The 19830-nt window shown below is 65.5% G+C and carries 14 protein-coding genes and 2 pseudogenes; 4 read left to right on the forward strand and 12 right to left on the reverse strand.

From position 1 onward, the window contains the following. Positions 1-31: 31 nt before the first annotated feature. Both KIV56_RS04430 and KIV56_RS04435 read right to left on the reverse strand, forming a co-directional pair. Positions 32-712, reverse strand: a complete 681-nt coding sequence (locus KIV56_RS04430) for a PP2C family protein-serine/threonine phosphatase (protein ID WP_281535293.1) — start codon at positions 710-712, stop codon at positions 32-34. 233 nt (positions 713-945) lie between these two features. Further along, positions 946-1971, reverse strand: coding sequence for a TerC family protein (locus KIV56_RS04435; protein ID WP_281535294.1), 1026 nt, complete (start codon positions 1969-1971; stop codon positions 946-948). Positions 1972-2243: 272 nt separating this feature from the next. Between KIV56_RS04435 and KIV56_RS04440 the strand changes: the two genes are divergently transcribed. Then, entirely contained in the window at positions 2244-3584 is a 1341-nt protein-coding gene (locus KIV56_RS04440; protein WP_281535295.1) for a hypothetical protein, read from the forward strand. A gap of 126 nt (positions 3585-3710) precedes the next feature. Then, positions 3711-4884: pseudogene (locus KIV56_RS04445) on the forward strand (MFS transporter). A gap of 61 nt (positions 4885-4945) precedes the next feature. On the opposite strand, the gene KIV56_RS04450 reads toward KIV56_RS04445, so the two are convergent. After that, positions 4946-7468 carry a transglycosylase domain-containing protein gene (locus KIV56_RS04450; protein ID WP_281535296.1) on the reverse strand — a complete coding sequence of 841 codons (2523 nt, stop codon included), beginning with the start codon at positions 7466-7468 and terminating at the stop codon, positions 4946-4948. Between the two features lie 207 nt (positions 7469-7675). On the opposite strand from KIV56_RS04450, the gene KIV56_RS04455 reads away from it, so the two are divergent. Then, entirely contained in the window at positions 7676-8902 is a 1227-nt protein-coding gene (locus KIV56_RS04455; RefSeq protein WP_281535297.1) for a GGDEF domain-containing protein, read from the forward strand. Continuing rightward, positions 8814-9965, forward strand: a complete 1152-nt coding sequence (locus tag KIV56_RS04460) for a putative bifunctional diguanylate cyclase/phosphodiesterase (protein WP_281535298.1) — start codon at positions 8814-8816, stop codon at positions 9963-9965. The genes KIV56_RS04455 and KIV56_RS04460 overlap by 89 nt, the downstream gene beginning before the upstream one ends. Here the strand turns inward: KIV56_RS04460 and KIV56_RS04465 are convergent. From KIV56_RS04465 to KIV56_RS04505, 9 genes and pseudogenes are all read right to left on the reverse strand, one after another. Then, entirely contained in the window at positions 9863-10741 is an 879-nt protein-coding gene (locus KIV56_RS04465; RefSeq protein ID WP_281535299.1) for a glycosyltransferase, read from the reverse strand. The two genes, KIV56_RS04460 and KIV56_RS04465, sit on opposite strands and share 103 nt — an antisense overlap. Beyond that, positions 10738-11181, reverse strand: coding sequence for a class I SAM-dependent DNA methyltransferase (locus tag KIV56_RS04470; RefSeq protein ID WP_281535300.1), 444 nt, complete (start codon positions 11179-11181; stop codon positions 10738-10740). Before KIV56_RS04470 ends, KIV56_RS04465 begins: the two co-directional genes overlap by 4 nt. Positions 11182-11704: 523 nt before the next feature. After that, positions 11705-12004, reverse strand: a pseudogene (locus KIV56_RS04475) (PIG-L deacetylase family protein); the annotation flags it as partial. Positions 12005-12156: 152 nt separating this feature from the next. Continuing rightward, positions 12157-13251, reverse strand: coding sequence for an acyl-CoA dehydrogenase (locus tag KIV56_RS04480; protein WP_281535301.1), 1095 nt, complete (start codon positions 13249-13251; stop codon positions 12157-12159). Positions 13252-13494: 243 nt separating this feature from the next. After that, complete coding sequence (locus KIV56_RS04485) at positions 13495-14358, reverse strand: ADP-polyphosphate phosphotransferase (protein WP_281535302.1); 864 nt, start codon at positions 14356-14358, stop codon at positions 13495-13497. Continuing rightward, positions 14355-16946, reverse strand: coding sequence for a plasma-membrane proton-efflux P-type ATPase (locus KIV56_RS04490; RefSeq protein WP_281535303.1), 2592 nt, complete (start codon positions 16944-16946; stop codon positions 14355-14357). The genes KIV56_RS04485 and KIV56_RS04490 overlap by 4 nt, the downstream gene beginning before the upstream one ends. Further along, positions 16943-17188, reverse strand: a complete 246-nt coding sequence (locus KIV56_RS04495; RefSeq protein ID WP_281535304.1) for a hypothetical protein — start codon at positions 17186-17188, stop codon at positions 16943-16945. The genes KIV56_RS04490 and KIV56_RS04495 overlap by 4 nt, the downstream gene beginning before the upstream one ends. A gap of 91 nt (positions 17189-17279) precedes the next feature. Further along, the gene (locus KIV56_RS04500) at positions 17280-17570 is read right to left on the reverse strand and encodes a PASTA domain-containing protein (RefSeq protein WP_281536068.1); all 291 of its coding nucleotides are present in this window, start codon (positions 17568-17570) and stop codon (positions 17280-17282) included. Positions 17571-17594: 24 nt separating this feature from the next. After that, positions 17595-19829: a transglycosylase domain-containing protein gene (locus tag KIV56_RS04505; RefSeq protein ID WP_281535305.1), complete on the reverse strand. Its 2235-nt coding sequence runs from the start codon at positions 19827-19829 to the stop codon at positions 17595-17597. Position 19830: the final 1 nt, after the last annotated feature.

Here is a 19830-nt window from a genome sequence, read left to right on the forward strand (position 1 = left end):
CTAACACTTCGCGCCGAGTCTTCGCCGGAGGTCACGATGGCGACACGACGGATTCGACGAAGACGACCGTGACGTTGTCGTGCCCGCCGCGCGCCAGCGCCTCGTCGACGAGGGCGTCCACGACGGCCTGCTGGCCGTCGGCCTGGTGCTCAGCCAGGAGCCTCGAGATGTCGTCCGGTTCGAGCTCCTTGGTGAGGCCGTCTGAACAGATCAGGAACGCGCGGCGACCGGATGCGGGGACGAGCCACACATCCGCGTCGACGAACTCATCCGTTCCGATCGCCCTCGTGATGATGTTCCGTTCGGGATGGAGTTCCGCGGACCGCGGCGTGATCAGTCCCGCGTCGACGAGTTCCTGCACCGCAGAATGATCGACAGACAGCTGGGTGAGGTGCACCCCGTCCCACGTGTAGATGCGGGAGTCGCCAACGTTGAAAGCCATCCAGTGCAGGCCGACATCGGCGCCGGCGTCGACGAAGGCCACCCCGGCCAGCGTCGTGCCGCTCACCGCGGTTCCGAAGTCCCCTGCGCCACTCAGGTCGCGCACGGCGTCGTTGGACGAATGGATCGCGTCGAGGATGCGCTCGGGCGTTGAGGGACGACCGGCCTCGATGTGTTCTTCGAAGACCCGCAGCACGGTCTGGCTCGCCTCGTCGCCGTGGGCATGCCCGCCCATGCCGTCGGCCACGAGGAACACCGGAGAGTGGGCCATGAAGCTGTCCTCGTTGAGCCTGCCGCACCTGGCCGACCTCGCTCCGCGCCCCCATTGTGAATGAGACCGTCACCGTTGGGAGGGTCATCGTGTCTGCGCTCTGGACCAAGCCGGTACTCCCTCGTGCTGCGGCGCGTGTTCCGAGCCGACCCGATCGCGCCTCGGCGAGGCGTCAGAGTTCCTACGGTACCAATTCGGGGGCTTTTCGCGCCGCCGCGCACTCCGCGCCCGGGCTACTCCTTTTCGGTGAGCGACAGCTCCTCGCCGAGGCTGCGACCGCGGGCGCGGGCGTCGCGGTTCGCCTTGATCAGGCTCGCGACCGTGGCGATGGCCATGGAGACAACGATCACGCCGAGCGAGGTCCAGGTGTCGATCTCCGGCGCCCAGCCCACCCCGTTGCCGCCGTTGATGAACGGGACCTCGTTGGTGTGGAGCGCGTGCGAGACGAGCTTGACGCCGATGAAGAACAGGATGAAGGCGATCCCGTACTTGAGGTAAACCAGTCGTTCGAGCAGCCCGCCGAGCAGGAAATAGAGCTGCCGGAGTCCCATCAGGGCGAAGACATTGGCCGTGAAGACGATGAACGGGCTCGTCGTGATCCCGAAGATGGCCGGGATCGAGTCGAGGGCGAATACGAGGTCCGTCGTACCGATTGCGATGAAGACGATCAGCATCGGGGTGAAGACCCGACGTCCCTTGACGGTGGTGCGGATCTTCGACCCGTCGAAGGTCGGGGAGATCCGCAGGCGGCGACGGATCATCTTCACGAAGGCGTTGTCGGCCTCATTGGCGTCCGGTTCCTTGGCGACGGCCTGGTGCACGGCCGTATAGAGAAGGAAGGCCCCGAAGATGTAGAAGATCCAGCTGAAGTTCTCGATGAGGGACGCGCCGAGGAGGATGAAGATCAGGCGCAGGACGAGCGCGATGATGATGCCCACCATGAGCACTTCCTGCTGGTATTTCCGGGGAACGGAGAATCTCGCCATGATAATGACGAAGACGAAGAGATTGTCGATGCTGAGGCTGTACTCGGTGAGCCAGCCGGCGAGGAACTGCCCGGCGTGCTCGGCATCGGCGAGGAGCAGCATCGCGAGCGCGAACAGCAGGGCGAGCACGACATAGAAGACGACCCACAGGCTGGCTTCGCGCATCGAGGGCACGTGCGGTCGCTTGTACACGATCAGCAGGTCGGCGACCAGGACAAGGGTCAGGACGACCAGGGAGCCGATTTCGAACCAGAGGGGAAGGGCAAGATCCACGGAGGGGCCTTTCAAGGAGAGGAGGGCAGGCAGATAACCTGAAAGTCTCTCCCGCGACGAAGACACGCCGCCGATCCGACCGGAACCCCTGCACCGCGGTCCGTGTTGACGATCAGATCATCGAACCCACTGATAACTCACCCAGTGGACTTTGAGGGATACTCCCCTTCACGGGGGGACAGTCTAGCGGAATTCCGTGCCGAATCCGACAGTCCGCGCCATAATGTGGCTGAGCAAGAGACTGGCGCGCACTCGCGAGAGGCATGGACCCGATGGCGCAGATCGAAACCCCCGAGCAGCAAATCGAACGTCTTTCGGCCCAGGTCGCCCAGTTGCAGGCCCGGCTGGAGACCGCACCGCCGAGCACTCCCGCGGTGTATGAACCCAGCAGGGCATCGCTCCGGCTCCGCGCATTCTGCGCAGCGCTCCTGATCACCATCGGGGTCATTCTCGCCCCGGTCGCCGTCGTCGCCGCGTGGACCAAGACCGAGGTCACCGACACCGGCCGATTCGTCGCCACCCTGTCTCCTCTTGTCGACGATCCGGCATTCCAGGCGTTCCTCGTTGACCAGATCACGACCGTGATCGACGACCAGGTCGACTTCGAGGCCATCGCAACGGACCTCTTCGATGGGATCGCCCAGCTCAACCTGCCGCCGCGGGCTCAGGTCGCCCTCCGCTTGCTCAAGCAGCCGGCCGTCGAGGGCGCCCGTTCCCTGGTGCGCACGGCGACACAGCGGCTGATCGCCTCCGACGCCTTCGCGAACATCTGGGAGCAGACCCTGCGGGTCAGCCACTCCCAGGTCATCGCGGCGCTGCAGGGCGATACGAACGGGCCGCTCACCATCGGAGCCCAGGGCGAGGTCGGCATCCAACTGGCGCCGACCATCGCAGCGGTCAAGAGTGCCCTCGTCGCGCAGGGCTTCGCACTCGCCGATCGGATCCCGGAAATCAACCGCACCATCCAGGTCGCCCAGTCCGACGCCCTTGTCCAGGCACGGGTCGCCTACCAGATCCTCGACATCCTGGGTTTCGTACTGCCGTGGGCCAGCCTGTTGCTCCTGGCCGCCGGCATCGTGGTGGCGAGGCGGAAGGCGCGAGCGCTGATCTGGGCCGGCCTCCTGCTCGCGCTGTCGATGGCGGTGCTCGCAACGGGAATCTCGGTCGGGCGCATCCTCTTCGCGGGTTCCGTCTCGCCGCAGTACATGCCGCGGGATGCCGCACTGGCCACCTATGAGGCGATCGTGCCGTTCATCAGCGCGACGGCGGTGGCAGTGGGGACCGCAGGGGTGACCGTGGCTGTGGTGGCGTACTTCGCTGGTCCGTTCCGCGGCGCGATCGTGGTGCGCCGGCTGACCGTCGACTCCGCCAGGAGCATCCGCTCGTCGGCGGAACGGCGCGGCGGAACGACGGGAGCGTTCGGAGTCTGGCTCTACACCGTGCGGCGATACGCGCGGATCGTCGTGGCCCTGGCGGCTGCGGCCGTCGTGCTGTTCGTCCGCCCGCTGTCGCCCGGCGTGATCATCGGCACCGCCGTCACGGCCCTCGTCGCGATTCTCCTGATCGAGCTCCTCCAGCGGCCGCCCATGGATGGCGTTGCTGCCAGCCTGTAGCCTTCGACCGTGAACGTTGAGAGCACGGATGAGAGCACGGGCGGGACCGCGGCCGGAACGTCGAGTCAGGACGGCCACGCCGCGAACCAGGTCTCCCGGCCGCCGGTAGCGGCACGCCGTGCCCGGATCGCGGTCGGCGTTCTGTTCTTCACCAACGGCGCGATCTTTGCGAACCTGCTCCCGCGTTATCCCGAGATCAAGGTCGACCTCGGCCTGACGAATGCGGAATTCGGCCTTGCGGTCGCCGCATACCCGCTCGGCGCGCTCATCGCCGGGTTGACGGCCGGGATGCTCGTGCGCCGCTTCCGCTCCTCGCGGGTGGCGATCATCGCCACGGTTTTCACGGCGATCGGTATCCTGCTCGCCGGGGTGGCCCCTGCCTGGCTTCCGCTCGCGGCCGGGCTGTTCCTGGCCGGCGCAATGGACTCGATCACCGACGTCGCCCAGAACTCACACGCGCTTCGGGTGCAACGCCTGTACAAACGCTCCATCCTCAACTCGTTCCACGCGGTCTGGAGTATCGGTGCGGTATCCGGCGGAGCACTCGGGTCCCTCGCCGCGGGGCTCGGCATTCCCCTGGCCGTGCACCTCACGCTCTCCGCCGTGCTGTTCAGCCTTCTGGCCGTGCTGTCGTACCGCATGCTCCTGTCCGGCCCCGAACCGGACGAGGCGCGCGCCGCCAGTACTCCGGCCGGAGTGCAGACGCGCACCGGACGGGCGGTGGGCGTGCTGGCGAAATACGCGGTGCTCCTCGCCCTCGTGCTCATCGCTGCATCCGGGGCCATCGTCGAGGACGCCGGCAGGCTCCTGGTCGGCGATCTACCTCTCCGTCGACCTCGGCGCATCAGCCTTCGTCGCGGGCCTCGGCTTCATCGCGCTCCAGGGTATGCAGTTCATCGGGCGGATGCTCGGCGATCGGCTCGTGGACCGGTTCGGCCAGCGCGCGGTCGCGAGAACGGGCGGGGTGATCGTCTGCGTCGGCATGGGAAGCGCCCTCCTGATCCCGTCGATCCCGGGCACCGTGGTCGGATTCGGCCTCGCCGGGCTCGGGGTCGCGACCCTCATCCCTGCGGCCATGCACGCCGCAGATGAGCTTCCGGGCTTCAGACCCGGTTCCGGCCTGACGATCCTCGCCTGGCTGCTCAGGGTCGGCTTCCTGGTCTCGCCGCCCGTGGTCGGCGCGATCGCTGACGCCTCCTCACTCCGGCTCGGCCTGCTCGTCGTCCCGCTGGCCGGTGTGCTCGCCGTACTGTTCGCCGGGGTCCTGTCGGGCCGGGCGTCTCGGGACGCCAGCCGCTGATCTTCGCCACGCCCCAGCGAGCGCGGGCGTTGCGTCCCGCGCTCGCGGTCAGCGGGCCGGCTCAGCCGCCGGCGGGGGCCAGCCGGCCGACCACGATCGTGACCGCGTCGCCGGGGTGGACCGCGCTGCCTGCCGCTGGCGACATCGTAACGACAGTGCCGGTGACACCGGGGTCCGTCACGATGGTCTCGTTCTTCACCACGGTGAAGTTCGACAGGGCGGCCCGGGCTTCGGCTTCGCGTTTGCCGGACACGTCCGGCACGATGACGAGAGCCGCGTTGCTCGTGTGAACCGTCACCGCGGCGCCGCGGGCTTCGCTGGTTCCTCCAGCGGGATCGGTGTTCGCGACGACGCCGGTCTGCAGTTCGGAGTCGATGCTACCGCCGTTCACAAAGAGGAAGCCGGCGGACTCGAGTGCCGACTGCGCCTGGGTAAGGCTCTTGCCCCGAAGGTCGGGAATCGGGACCTGCACGGCATTGACAATTGATCCTGACGCCGCAGGGAAGGCGTCGCCGCCGTACTTTGCGTTCGCGACGCTCATCACCTCCGGCCACATCCGGTGCCGGGCCGTGGCCGCCTGCACCGTCGAACGCAAAGCGCCAGGGCTCCGGAGACTGTCGAAATATGTGGTGCGCTGGTCAGTGTCATGCCCAGTGACGCTCATCACGCCGACGACCGTGGCGACCTTGGTGCTCGCACCGCTCATCCAGGTGTCCTTGTTGCCGTCTGTGGTTCCGGTCTTACCGATCATCGGCACGCGGGGCTTGGTGGCCGAGTACGACGCGGTCGCCGTGCCGCCCGTCATGACCTGCTGCATCGCCGTCGTCATGCCTGCTGCAACGACCGGGTCAACCGACTGGTGGCACTCGGTTTGCGGTACGCCGAGTGCGCCGCCATCGGAACCGGTGATGTGGTCGATCACGATCGGGCTGCAGGTGGTGCCCTTGTTGGCGATGCCGGCGAAGGCGACCGCCATGCTCAGCGGCGCGACCTCGTTGGTGCCGAGCACCGCGGAGGCACCCTGCTCGAGCGGGGCGCCGTCGGCCCGGGTCACGCCGAACGCCTCGGCGGTCTTGCGGATGCCGCACAGGTCGAGTTTCTTGGCCATGCCGATGAAACCGGTGTTGATCGAGTTGATTGTGGACTCAAGGGCGCTGTAGTTGGCGCCGGCTTCACCGGAGTCGTTCTTCGGGTTGTAGCCCGGGAAGCTCACCGTGCCACCAGTCGCGCAGCTGTCCCGGAAGGTACCCCAGTTGGCCTTGCGCCGAGAGTCGACCCGTTCGTTGAGCGAGTGACCTTCGGTGAGCCACTCCGCGAGGGTGAACACCTTGTACGTCGATCCGGGCTGGAACCCGTGCGAGCCGCCCTGGTCGACATTGGTGCTGTAGTTGATCCCGGTCAGGTTTGAACCCGTGATCGGCACATCCCTGTCCTGGCTGTAGTCCTTGTTCTGCGTCATGGCGAGCACCTTGCCGGTGCCAACGCCGACAGAGACGATCACGCCACCGACGTCCCAGCCGGGGTAGGTGTCGGGAACGTTGGCCTTTATCGTGGTCTCGGCGGCAATCTGGAGTTCCAGGTCGAGGGTCGTGTAGACGTTGTACCCGCCCCGGCGGAAGTTGGCCATCCGGGTGGTGTCGTCGGCTCCGAAAGTGGGGTCGTTCTGCAGGGTGTTCACGACGAGGTCGCAGAAGTACGCGCTGCCGCCGGCGGTCTGGCAGCCGGTCGAGGGCTCGTGGATGCTGGGCTCGATGGCCGAGGCGATCGCGGCATCGTGGTCGGCCTGGTTGATCTTGCCGTACTTCAGCATCTCGTCGAGGATGTAGTCGCGGCGGTCCTTGTTCGCGGCGTAGCCGTTGGCTGCACCGTTGGTCGCGCTGTCGGGCTGGTCGAGCTGGAACTTGACCGGGTTGTTCACGATCGCGACGAGGCTCGCCGCCTGCGGGAGCGTCAGCGTCGCCGCAGTCGAGCCGAAGTAGTACTCCGCCGCGGACTCGATGCCGTAGACGGTGCCGCCGAAGCCGGTGATGTTCAGGTACGAGCGGAGGATGTCATCCTTGCCGTACTTTTTCTCCACGCCGATCGCGAGGCGCATCTCCTTGAGTTTGCGGTCGGGACTCTGTGCGATCGCCGCGTCATAACAGTCGGACTTCTTCTGGGCATCCGTGAGCACTTCGCACTTCTGCACCAGCACGTTCTTCACATACTGCTGGGTGATCGAAGACCCACCGCGGGCGTCCCCCGTGGCAACGGTCGTGACGATCCCGGTCACAGTGCCCTGCAGATCAATTCCGCCGTGTTCATAGAAGCGCGGGTCCTCCGCGGAGGTCGCGGCGTCCTTGACAAACTGGTTTATCGCATCCGAGGCGACCTCGACCCTGTTCTGGTCGTAGAACGAGGCCAGAAGGGTCTGCGTTCCGTCACCCGTGGTCGCGTAGATGTTGCTCTTCTGCGAGAGCTGGTCGATCTTCAGGTAGTCCGGCAGATTCTCGAAGACATTGATCGCGTTCGTTGCAGCCATGCCCGACAAAGCGAGAGCGGGAGTGACCGCAGCCGCCACGAGAACGCCGGCAACGACACTCATGCCGACAAAACCCAGCAATCCGCCGAATGCTTCGAAATGTAGCCCTGTGTTCGGTTTCCTGTTCACGTGTCCCCCATTTTTATACCCGGCCATGCGGCAAATTCACAACCGCGCTGGCTCCCCGGGATCAATATATATCGACTTGTCCCACGCCGGGGTTTATTTCGAACGCGACCGACGCAGCTAGGTTTATCGAGAGGGAGAACTATGCCAGTCGAGACCAGCACGGAACGCGTCCGCGCGACTCAGGGAACGGGCCGATCCGGCCGATGGCCGAACTGGACCCTCGGGCTGATCGTGGCTGCCTTCGCGGTCGCCACAATCTTCGGTACCGCAGGCGACGTGAGTTCGCTCGTACTCGGATTCTTCGCCTTGTGGATTCCCGTCATCGTGTGCTGGATTGCGATCGGCCAGGCGCGCTCTCCACGTACTGACCTCGTGCTGATGTCGATGGCGATCACCGTCCTCGCGGCCGGGGACACCTATTTCGGCCTCGCCACGGCAGCGGGAGAGTCGCTCCCACATCCGTCATGGGCGGACATCGGCTTTCTCGGCTTCTACCCCCTCATGTTCGCGGCGCTCGTTGTCCTCGCGAGACGGAATGTCCGCGGCCTGGCGTCGCCGGTCCTCCTGGACAGTGCCGTCGGCTCCCTCGGCGCGGCCGCGCTGCTCGCCGTCCTCCTCGACCCGATCCTCAGCGCGGCACTCGCCAGCCCAGGGTCGTTTGCTACGACGGTCGCATTCGCGTTCCCGCTGTGCGATCTCCTGCTCGTGTCCTTCTTCGTGGGCATCGCGGCATCGCACGGAACCGCCATCGGTCCCGGTTTCCCCCACCTCATTTTCGGTCTCGCGGTCTTCACGGCCGCCGACATCGTCAGCGTCTTTCTGCACCTGAACGGCCTCTACGTGCTCGGCACAGCACTCGACATCGGCTGGCCCCTGAGCCTCGCCCTGATCGCGTCTTCGGTCGACAGGGAGGCCCGCCTCGGCTCGCAACCTCGCCGTTCGACCTGGGCGATCCCCGAACAGACGGTTCCGGCGATCGCCACGGCCGCGGGTCTTCTGGTCCTGATCCTGGGAACCCAGCTGAAGATCTCTCCTCTCGCCGTCGTCCTGGCGGCCCTGACCCTCACCCTCGCGGCACTGCCCCTGGTATTTCGCCAGCGCATCCGCATTGCGGACGCGCATCGCCAGGCACGGACCGACGAACTCACGGGGTTGCCCAACCGGCGCGCCCTCTACGCCGATGTGCCCGCTCGGCTGGCCGCGAATCCGCTCCGTACGAGCGCGCTTCTCCTGCTCGACCTCGACAAGTTCAAGGAGGTCAACGACAGTCTCGGTCACGATGTCGGCGACCTGCTCCTTTTCCAGGTCGCCGGCCGCATTTCCGCTCAGCCTGCGCACCGAGGATCTCTTCGCGCGTGTCGGCGGTGACGAGTTCGTGATCTTTCTCGACGGTTCGGATTCGGTCAGGGCGGAAGCGGTGGCGTTGAAGCTGCGCGCGACCCTGGCCCAGCCGTTCATCCTCGCGGGCATCTCGGTACAGGCCAGTGCCAGCATTGGGATCGCCGGCTACCCCGACCAGGGGGAGGACCTGACCATGCTCCTCCGCAAGGCGGACATGGCGATGTACACGGCGAAGGCGACCCACAGCGGCCATCACGTCTACCGCGGCACCGACGACCATCACGGGGAAGAGCGGTTGCACCTGCTCGAGGAGTTACGTCTCGCGCTCGTCGACGACCAGCTGGTCATGCACTATCAGCCCAAGATCGACCTCAAGACGGGTGACGTCTGCGGCGTCGAGGCCCTGGTCCGCTGGAACCACCCGACGAGGGGTTTGTTGCAACCGGACGATTTCCTCGGACTCGTCGAGGAGTCCGGGCTTATGCACGCCATGACCGAGATCGTGCTGCACCAGGCTCTTGACCAGGCCGCGAGCTGGTCTGCCCAGGGACGAACGCTGACGATGGCGGTCAACATGTCCCCGAGTTCCCTGATCGACACGGTGCTTCCCGAACGGATCAGTGCGATGCTGTCTTCCCGCGGCCTGTCCCCCGCCATGCTGGTCCTGGAGATCACCGAAGATTTCCTCCTCTCCGACCGGGAGCGCGCGCGCAGCATCCTCACCCGGTTGCAGGCGACGGGAATTCGAATCTCCATCGATGACTTCGGAACCGGCTACAGTTCCCTCGCGTACCTGCGTGACCTGCCGATCGACGAGCTCAAACTCGACAAATCCTTCATCATCCCGATGAAGGACGACCCGCGCGCAACGGCCCTCGTCGTCTCGACCATCGACCTGGCCCACAGCCTCGGGCTTCGCATGGTCGCAGAGGGGGTGGAAGACACCACGGCATACTCCGAGCTCATCGGCTACGGCTGCGATGTCGCTCAAGGGTTCCTGATGTCCCACCCTGTTCCTGCCGCCGAGCTGGAGGACTGGTTGGCCGCGAGAGCGCTCGATGCTAGCGCTCTGGGCCAGATATCCGGCTGAGGGGTTCGCTCAGGGACGGGCACCGGCCTCGTCGACCTGCAGCGCGTCGGCCTCCACGATGACGGGGATGCGAGCGGCTTGGGCGCGCAGGTAACCGGCGAACCCCCGGGTGTGCGTCCGATGAGTCGCCCACTCGTGCGAACCGGGATGCGTGCCGTGCGAATCTCGCACACCCGCAGTCTCCGGAGTGCCACGACGAGTGCGATGTCCTCGTCGGCGTCACTCCCGGGGAATTCCCCGGCAGCGAGGTACTGGTCCGCCCGCACCCCGAGATTGGCCCCGTGCACGTGCGGATGTCCCTCGACGAGCAGCTGCTCCGCCGCCCAGCGAGCGCGCATTTCGCGGCCGAGGCAGTCATCCGGCTCCACAGTGCCGAGGACCAGGTGCACATCGTTCCTGGCGAAGGCAAGCTGGCTCGTGAGCCAGTTCTCCGGGACGGCGGAATCGGCATCCGTCGACGCGATCCAGGTACGGCCCGTGAAGTCGCCCGTCGACTTCAGGATGCTGCGGACCCCCGCACGCCGCGCCGCGCCGACGGCTCCCGTGTCGCTGCGGACGAGGTGCACGCCCGGGAAACCGGCGGCAATCGACTCGGTCCCGTCCGTGCAGCGGTCAAGCACGATCACGACCGACACGATCGGGGGCGCCGGATCGAGGATCGCGACCAGTGACTCGATCGCGGCCCCGAGGGCGGCGAGGCACCGCGGAAGCAGTTCCTCCTCGTTGTGCGCGGGGATGACGATGATCAGGTGGTCGATTTCACCGGGACCGGTCACTGGACCAGCCCCTCCTGCTGGGCCACGGATCTCGCCGGCCCGGGTTGCCACACCTCGAGCAGGAAGTCGGTTTCGCGATGCGCGACGGTTCTCACGAGTCCGGGCACGGTCGCGAGCATGTCGTGGACACTGTCACCGCTGAGCGGGTACTCCGGAACCGGGTGCCTCCAGTGGCAGGCGAGGAGGACTCCGCCAGGGGCGAGGCTGTCCCGGCACCGCTGGAAGAACCGTTCCAGGTCTGCGGTCGCGAGGTAGTAGCCGACTTCGGATACGACGATGAGGTCGAAGACGCCGGAGGGCCATTCACCGGGCAGGGTCATCCGCGCGAAGCGGACGCCGGGGCGCCCGGCGAGCCGTTCGCGGGCGATCGAGAGCGGTTGCTCCGCGATGTCGACTGCCGTCACGGTGTCGCACCGGGCGGCGAGGTCGGCCGTGAGCACTCCGATCGAGCAGCCGAGTCTCCAGGGCGGCGCCGAATCGTTCGCGTGGCAGCGCAGCGAGGGTCAGCGCCCGTTTGCGACGTTCGTACCAGCGCGTCTCGAAGCCCCACGGGTCGCGCGCCTCCCCGTAGAAATCTTCGAAGAAGGACCTCGTCAGGCTTGTTTTCCCGGTCACATCCGGGGACGCCGCCTCGGTCGCGATGTCTTCGACGAAGATCTCGAAGCCTCTCGCGAAATGGGCGGCCATCGCCGGGGGCACGACGGCCTCGTCTCCGGGTTCGTCGGACAACGGCAGGACCTGGCTGCGGTGCAGTGCGAGAGCCTGCAGCTTCAGCGCGTGGTCCTCGGGGCTGAGGTCAATCCTGCGGATCAGGTCCAGCGACCATTCCCCATCCGGTGTCGACCAGTGCCAGGCCCAGATCGGGTATTCGAGCAGCCGGGCGCCGGACCAGGCCGCTCCGGCGGCGGCCACCTCGCCGGCGAGACTGTGGTCGGGATGCCCGTCGGCACGCCATGGTGCCACGATCCAGATGCTCGCGACCGATCGTTCCTCTCCGGGCTCTGCGCCGGAAGGCGGCGTCCCCAGTACAGAGGCAAGCGCCCGCGCCGCCGCCTCCCTGTTTCCGGTGAGGTCGCCGTCGGGCAGTCCGGCGAAGTGCAGGCGAGCGGATGGCGCCAGGTGCGCGACGGCATCCGTCACTTCGGTCCTGCGCACCCGGGACAGTCGTTCCTGGGTATGTGTCGGGGATTCCGGGTGGGACGCTTCGCCGTCGCTGAGGACCAGGACATCGACCGGGATCCCGCGTCTTGCCGCACCGGCCATCAGCCCGCCGGCACCGAGCGTCTCGTCGTCAGGATGCGCGGCGACGACGATGAGCCGGGCGAGACCATCGGGGTCGAGCCGTGCTGCCGTCGTTATCCAGGGCGCGTCGGCCCAGGCCCGCTCGGCGGTGCCGGGGTCCCGGTGGCTGAAGGTCACCACGGTGCGATGCCCCGCGCACCATCGAGCAGCAGCGCACCCAGCCGGGCCTCGTCGCGTTCGGCGTGGTGCTGTCGAACGTACAACTGCAGGTCGGCGACACGCTGGGCGTGACGGGCGTCAAAAGCGAGGGGTTGCGGACCGAGGGCGTGCCCGGCCCGCTCGATGACGAATTCTGCCGTGCGCGCGACGAGGCCCCGCACTCGCGCCGCGCGCACAGCGCCGTGTGCTCCGGTCGCGGTCCCGTCGTCGATCGCGCACGCGGCGGAAGCAAGCGCCTGCCCCGATGCCGTCACGAGTACGTCGATGGCGCCGAGGTGAGCAAGACCGACCTGATCAGGCGTACGCTCCCCAGCGTCCCGGTAGACGCGTCTGGCGATGCCGACGGTCCCGCCCCACCAACAGGCTGCGACCCCGATCCCTCCCCACGCGAAACCGGGTCGCTCGAGGTACCAGCCGTCGGCGCCGATCGGCTCTGCGGGAACGCCGCGAAAGTCAACAGGGCCGCTCGGAAGCGCTGCGAGTCCCCTGGCCACCCAGGATCCCTCCGACACCGTGATTCCCGGCACGCGGAGGTCGACGGCGAACAGCCGCCGTGTGGTCTCCGAGGTGTGCGCGGTGACGAGCGCGTGGCTGAGTTCGCCGGCGAGTGAGCACCACGGTTTGACGCCGTCGAGCCGCCATCCCGATTCGGTCTGGCGCGCCTCGAGGCGCGTGCCGCGTCCTTCAGCGGCGAACACGCCCCACGTTCGTCCATTCCCGGAATCGACGTGGCTTCCCGGGCCGGACTCGGCGGCCTGTTCCAGGATCGAGAGCGCATCCAGGTGTGCCTCCACGACGCGGGCAGCGGTCAGGTCTGCTGCCGCGACCGTCGCGAGAGTGTCGAAGAGTCGCTCGGTTCTCCCGGAACCCGGCCCCGCCCCGTCGAGCCGAACGCCGAGCGTCAGCGCCAGTCGCAGGGCGGCCCGGGTGTCCCCGTTCACCTGGAACGCTCGGTCGGCAACGACGCCCAGGTCGTCCTCGCCCTTGTCCAGCGGCGACCGGACCAGCCGAACCGGCCCGCTCGTGATCTCAGTATCCGACTCGCTCACTACGTCACACCGAACCCGGCCAAGGCCATCACCTGTCCCCCGTCTCACAACCGTTCATCGTGCGGAACGGCTGGTCAGCTCCCCAGTCGCTCGCTCGTATCCGGAGCACCATATCAGGAACCGAGGAAACAAAAGAGTCCCGGACGGGAAGAACTCGACGCCGACCCGTCTTGGGTGGGAAGCGCTCAGAGCCCCACGGTCGACACATCAAGCGGTTGTAGGCGGCGCCTGACCGGCTGCTCCTCAGAGTTCAGCGCGAATGTCGGCCAATTCCTGTGCGCGTTCGGCTGTGACGACCGGGTAGGCCATCTTCAGCCCCCTGAGCGCATCCACGATGATCTGGGACACGATGAGCCGGGCGTTCTTCTTGCTGTCCGCCGGGACCACATACCAGGGGCTCTCCCTGGTGCTCGTTGCTGTCAGGCATTCCTCGTAAGCAGAGATATATCTGTCCCAATACCCCCGTTCGTGAATATCAGCGAGAGTGAGCTTCCAGTTCTTTTCGGGAACATCGATCCGTTCGCGGAACCGACTCGCCTGTTCCTCTTTAGACAGGTTCAGGAAGATCTTGACGATCTTCGTCCCATTTCGGCTCAAATGCGCTTCAAGGTCCGCAATCGAGCGATACCGCTCCTTCCAGATCGACGATTCGTTGATGAGTGCAGCCGGGATACCCTCGCCGTGCAAGATCTCCGGGTGCACCCGCGCGACGAGAACTTCTTCGTAGTACGAGCGATTGAAGATGCCGATCCGGCCACGCTCGGGGAGGCGGCGGGTCGTCCGCCAGAGAAAGTCGTGCTCGAGTTCCTCGCTGCTTGGCTGCTTGAAGCTGAAGACCTGGCAACCCTGAGGGTTCACTCCGGACATGACGTGCCGGATCGCCCCATCCTTTCCTGCTGCGTCCATGCCCTGGAAGATCACCAATAGTGAGTAGTGTCCCGAGGCGTAGTGCAACCGTTGGAGCGCGGTCAGCTTTTTGACGTGCCGGTGCAGGACGTGCTTGTACGTTGTGTCGGCCCCCCAGACATGTGCAACGTCCGTCGCGCGGTCGGCAAGGTCCGCGTCCTTCCCTGCTTCGACGCGGAAGTCACGTGTGTCGATCTTCATGACAACCCCTCCGTCTCCGGCGCTGCGGCGCCTTCTGGGTGAGAATCCACGGCGGCACCGTGGGGTTCCGGAGCAGCGGAAGAGGGTGCGGCAGAGTTCGTCAGCGAGCGGCGGGTCCTCCGGTTCTTCCCTGCGGGGTCGAGAATGCGATAGGCGAGGAGTTTGATGCGGTCGTTGACCAGCGCCCAGGCGATCGCGTAGCCCCACACGAAGGCGGCCCAGCCCCAGCCGAGCGGAGTCATGAAGAGCCCGTAAACGGCAATGAGGGTCGCGACGGCCTGGGTTCCCAGGACCGCGACCCACAGTATGCGGGCCGGTCGGATCGACCAGAACGGGCCGCGGGTGCGGGTCAGGAAGATGGTGAGATGCCCTGCCACCGAAAGCTTCAGGTACATCAGGGTTTGGATATGGTCGCGATCGAGGTGGAAGACATTCTCGGCCAGATAGAAGAGTCCGAAGGCGGAGATGACGCCGGCAACTCCAAGCACGGTCGATATGCCCAACACCAGACGCATGTTCCACGCCTCTGGTGCCTTCCGATACTTCACGTTGTCGTAGGCGATCGACAGGATTGCCCCGTCGTTCAGAATGGCGAGCATCACGATCATGATCGCGGTGACGGGGTAGAAGTTGAAGACCAGGATCGATACCGTCATGAACAGCAGGACACGCAAGGTCTCTGCGATGCGGTAGATGGCGTAGGAGTTCATCCGCTGGAAGATCCGGCGGCTTTCCTCGATTGCCTTGATGATCACGGACAGACCAGGGGTGAGCAGAACGATGGCGGCCGCGGCCCTGGCGGCGTCAGTCGCTCCCGAGACTGCGATCCCGCAGTCCGCCTTCTTCAGTGCGGGCGCGTCATTGACGCCGTCTCCCGTCATCCCGACAATGTGACCGCGCTTCTGCAGCACGTCGACGATGTGGTATTTGTGCTCGGGGAAGACCTGGGCGAACCCATCAGCTGTTTCGATGGATTCCCCGACCGCCGCTGTCTCCTTCTTCTTCACGTCGCCCAAGCCGGACGCGTCAAGAATATTCGTGCCAAGACCGACCTTGGCGGCGGTCTCCTTCGCGATCGCGATCGCGTCACCGGTGACCATCTTCACCGTCACACCCATCTCCTTCGCTGTGGCGATGGTGGAAGCGGCGTCCTCGCGAGGCGGGTCAAAGAGCGGGAGGACACCCAGGAACTGCCACGTTCCATGTCCTTCTGCGCGGGCCACACCCAGAGACCGGAAGCCGCGTGCGGCGAAGTCATTCACAGCGGTGTCAACGGCGGAGGTGATATCCGCGGAATTGTCGGCGAGAGCGAGGATGACCTGGGGTGCGCCCTTGGTCACCTTGAACGTCGCGCCCCTGTCGTCGGTGACGGTGGCTTCGGTGCGTTTGTGAACCGGGTCGAAAGGTTGGTAGTGCGTGACCGTGTAGGCATCCATCGCGGTCTTCTCCGAGAGACCGCCGAGGACGGCGAGGTCGATGGGGTCATCGTTTTCCGCGCGGGAAGCCAACGCACCCGCGAGCACGATATCCGCGGCCGAAACACCGTCAAGGCTGAACGGGTCGCCCAGGGTCAGCGCGTTGCGGGTGAGTGTGCCCGTCTTGTCCGCGCACAGGATGTCTACGCCGGCGAGTTCCTCGATCGCCACCAATTTGCTGACGATGGCCTTTTCCCGGGCCAGCAGCCGTGCGCCGACCGCCATGGTGACCGACAGCACGGTCGGCATCGCGACGGGGATGGCCGCAACCGTGAGCACGAGCGCGAATTGCAGTGTCGTCAGGATCGGGTCGCCCCGGAGAGTCGACACCACCACGATCACGGTCACCAACGCGAGGGCGAGGAGGATGAGGTAGTTGCCGATCCTCAGGACGGCCTTCTGGAAGTGGCTGACGGTATGGGCATCCTGCACCAGACCGGCCGTCTTACCGAAGTTGGTATGGGCGCCGGTCGCATAGACGAGGGCGCCGATCTCGCCGCGGCGCACGATCGAACCCGAGAACACGGCATCGCCCGCATGACAGGTCACGGGAAGCGACTCGCCGGTCAGCGCGGACTGGTCGACCTCGATCTCGTCGCCCTCCAGCAGCCGGGCATCCGCGGGAACGATGTCGCCCAGCCGCAGACGGATCACGTCTCCGGGCACCAGTTCACGGGCGGCGGGTGTGACCCATGAACCATCGCGTCGAACGCGAGCGTTGATCGCGAGCGTGTCTTTGAGCGCGGCGATCGCATTCCCGGCCTGGCGTTCTTCGAAGAAGCCGACCAAAGCATTGGCTACGAGCAGCACGAGAATGATGAAGAAGTCCGGCCAGTGCCCGACCAGACCCGACAGGATCACCGCAATTTCGATCATCCACGGGATCGGACCCCAGAAGTAGGAGAGAAATTTCAGCAGTGCGTTGGTCTTGTGCTCTGCGATCTCATTCGGACCATACTTCGCCAGGCGTTTGGCTGCCTCGGTCTGAGTGAGCCCGTCCGGTGAACTGCCCAGCTGCTTCTCCACGTCCGCCATCGGGAGTGACTTCAGGTCGGAAGTCACCCTGGACGCCGCCGAACCGGCCGCCCCGCTCGTGGTGTTGTCTGAACTCATACCACGGTTCGCATTCTCATCATGATCCAATTCCGTGGGGTGACCACCTGCGACGCACGCGGTGCGCGTGCATCACGCTCGGCGACGACGCCGGAAATACCCGACCGTCCGCCTCCTCGAATAATGCTCTTATGCAAGTGTTGCACAAGAACAAGATTCTTGTTCTTGCCGACAACGAATTCCGGCCGATCGGGGCGGCAACCCGGCGCATCGTCGATGAATACCACGAGGCGTTCGCTCACTCACTGCCGTGACCACGTAATTCGCCCGGGTCGACGGCACCCAGGCGGATCTTCCGGGCCGCTGGATCCGCCCGATGACCGGATCGAGGCGTCAGCCGAGCCGGCCAACCGTGAGCGTCACAGTACCGCCCGAGTGCATCGCCGTTCCCGCACCGGGAGTCATGGACAGGACCACTCCGACCTGTTTTGGGTCAACGACGGTCGTATCGACGACGACTGGGGCGTAGGCGCTGAGCTTTGTCCGGGCCGCTCCTTCCGTCAGGCCGACAACATCCGGCAGCGACTTCAGAGCCCCGTCACTCGTGTGAAGAGTGATGGTCGAACCGGGACGGGCCTTCGTTCCGCCGGCCGGCGATGAGGTGACAACCGTTCCCGCCGCCAGGCTCCGACGCCGCGGTCCGACCGGTCACGACCGTGAACCCAGCAGACTCAAGGCGGCCGTTGCGCGCGCAGCCGATTGGCCGCGCACGTCGGGAACGGACACCGGCGTTCCATAGAGGGTGTCGGTGGATGCCTCGGCAAAGTCATCCCCGCCGTACTTCGCGTTAGCGACTGACATGACATCGGGCCATATCCGATGTCGGGCCGTCGCAGCCTGACCGCTGTCGAAGTAGACATTGCGCTGGTTGGCCGACCCTGTGACGCTCACCACGCCGACGACCGTCGCCACTTTCGAGCTGGCTCCGCTCATCCAGGTGTCCTTGTTGCCATCGGTCGTTCCGGTCTTTCCGATCATCGGCACTCGTGGCGTCGTATCGCGATAGGACTGCCACGCGGTGCCCCCGGTCATCACTCGATGCATTGCGTAGGTCATGCCTGCGGCCACTGCAGGCGACACCGACAGCGCACAGACGGAAGGTGAAATGGGAACGTCGGCGCCATTCGCGTCCGTGACGCTGTCGATGGCGACCGGTGTGCAGGTCGTGCCGTCGTTCGCTATGCCGGCGAAGGCTGCCGCCATGGTCAGCGGTGCGACCTCGTTGGTACCGATCACGGTCGCAGCACTTTGCAAAAGAGGGTTCCCGTCTGCACGATGGACGTCGAACGCCTCTGCTCTCTTACGTATGCCGCACAGGTCCAGCTCTTTGGCCATTCCGATGAAGCCCGTGTTGATTGAGTCGATCGTCGATTCGAGAGCGCTGTAGTGCGCTCCGGTCTCGCCAGAGGAATCGTTTTTCGGGTTCCATCCGGGATAGGTCTGCGGGCCCAGGCAGCTGTCCGAGAAGGTGCCCCAGTTGCTCGTGCGTCGGGAATTGACCCGCTCGCTGAGCGCATGCCCATCTGTCAGCCATTGTGCCAGCGTGAAAACCTTGTAGGTCGACCCTGGCTGGAACCCATGTGATCCACCGTCCTGGTAATCGGTGTTGTAGTTGATTCCGGTGGAGCTCGCACCGGTTGACTGGACGTCGGGGTCTTGACTGAAGGTCTTGTTCTGCGCCATCGCGAGCACGCGTCCGGTACCGACTTGGACGCTCGTGACGACGGCTCCCACGTCCCATCCGGGGTATGTGGTGGGCACATTCGCAGCCAGTGTGGCGACGGCTGCATTTTGCACGTCGAGGTCCAGTGTGGTGTAGACGTTGTAGCCGCCACGCCGGAAGGTGAGGAGTCTGGTGTCTTCGTCGGCGCCGAATGCGGGGTCGTGTAAGAGCTGTTTGGTCACGTAGTCGCAGAAGAAGGCGTTGGCTCCGGCCGTTTTGCAGCCGGTGCTCGGCTCGGTGATGGTGGGTTCCACCGGCGTTGCTATCGCGGCGTCATGGTCTCCCTGGGTGATCTTTCCATGGCGCAGCATCTCGTCGAGGATGTAGTTGCGCCGGCTCGTGTTGTCGGCGTATCCGTTTGCTGCGCCGTTGGTTGCGCTGGTCGGGGTGTCGAGCCGGAATTTTCCCGGATTGTTCACGATCGCGACCAGGCTGGCCGCTTGCGGCAGTGTCAATGCCGCGGCGGTTGAGTTGTAGTAATAGTTGGCCGCAGCTTCAATGCCGTATACGGTCCCTCCGAATCCCGTGATGTTCAGGTAGTGAGCAAGGATTTCGTTCTTGGAGTAGACCTTCTCCAACCCGATGGCGAGCCGCATTTCCTTGAGCTTGCGATCGGCTGTCGTCTCCGTCGCCGCCCGATAGCAGTCAGCAATGGCGTTCGCGTCGTCCAGAACCTCGCACCTCTGCACGAGGACGTTCTTCACGTACTGTTGCGTGATCGAGGAGCCGCCTTGGATGGCGCTGCCCGTTGCCGTTCTCAGCACGGCGCGGACGGTTCCCTGAAGGTCGATCCCGCCGTGCTCATAGAAACGTGGATCCTCCCCGGCGACGGCCGCGTCTTTCGCGAATTGGCTCATCGCTCCCCACCGGACATCAACGCGATTCTGGTCGTAGAACGACGCCAGGAGCACCGGCGTGCCATCGCTCTGTTTGGCGTAGATATTGCTCTTCTGAGAGAGCTGGTCGATCGCGAGATAGCTCGGCAGGTTCTCGAACGTATTGATGACGTTGGTGGCCGCCATTCCAGACACGGCGACCGCGGGAGTCACCGAGGCAGCCACGAGGACACCCGCGACGGTACTTATCGCGATGAAGCCGACGAGGTGCCCGAGCGCTCCGCGAACGGTATGGGGTGGTGTCGATTCGTTGCTCTTCGTCACA

It is taken from the genome of Cryobacterium breve (assembly GCF_027594785.1).
Taxonomy (GTDB): Bacteria; Actinomycetota; Actinomycetes; order Actinomycetales; family Microbacteriaceae; genus Cryobacterium; species Cryobacterium breve_A.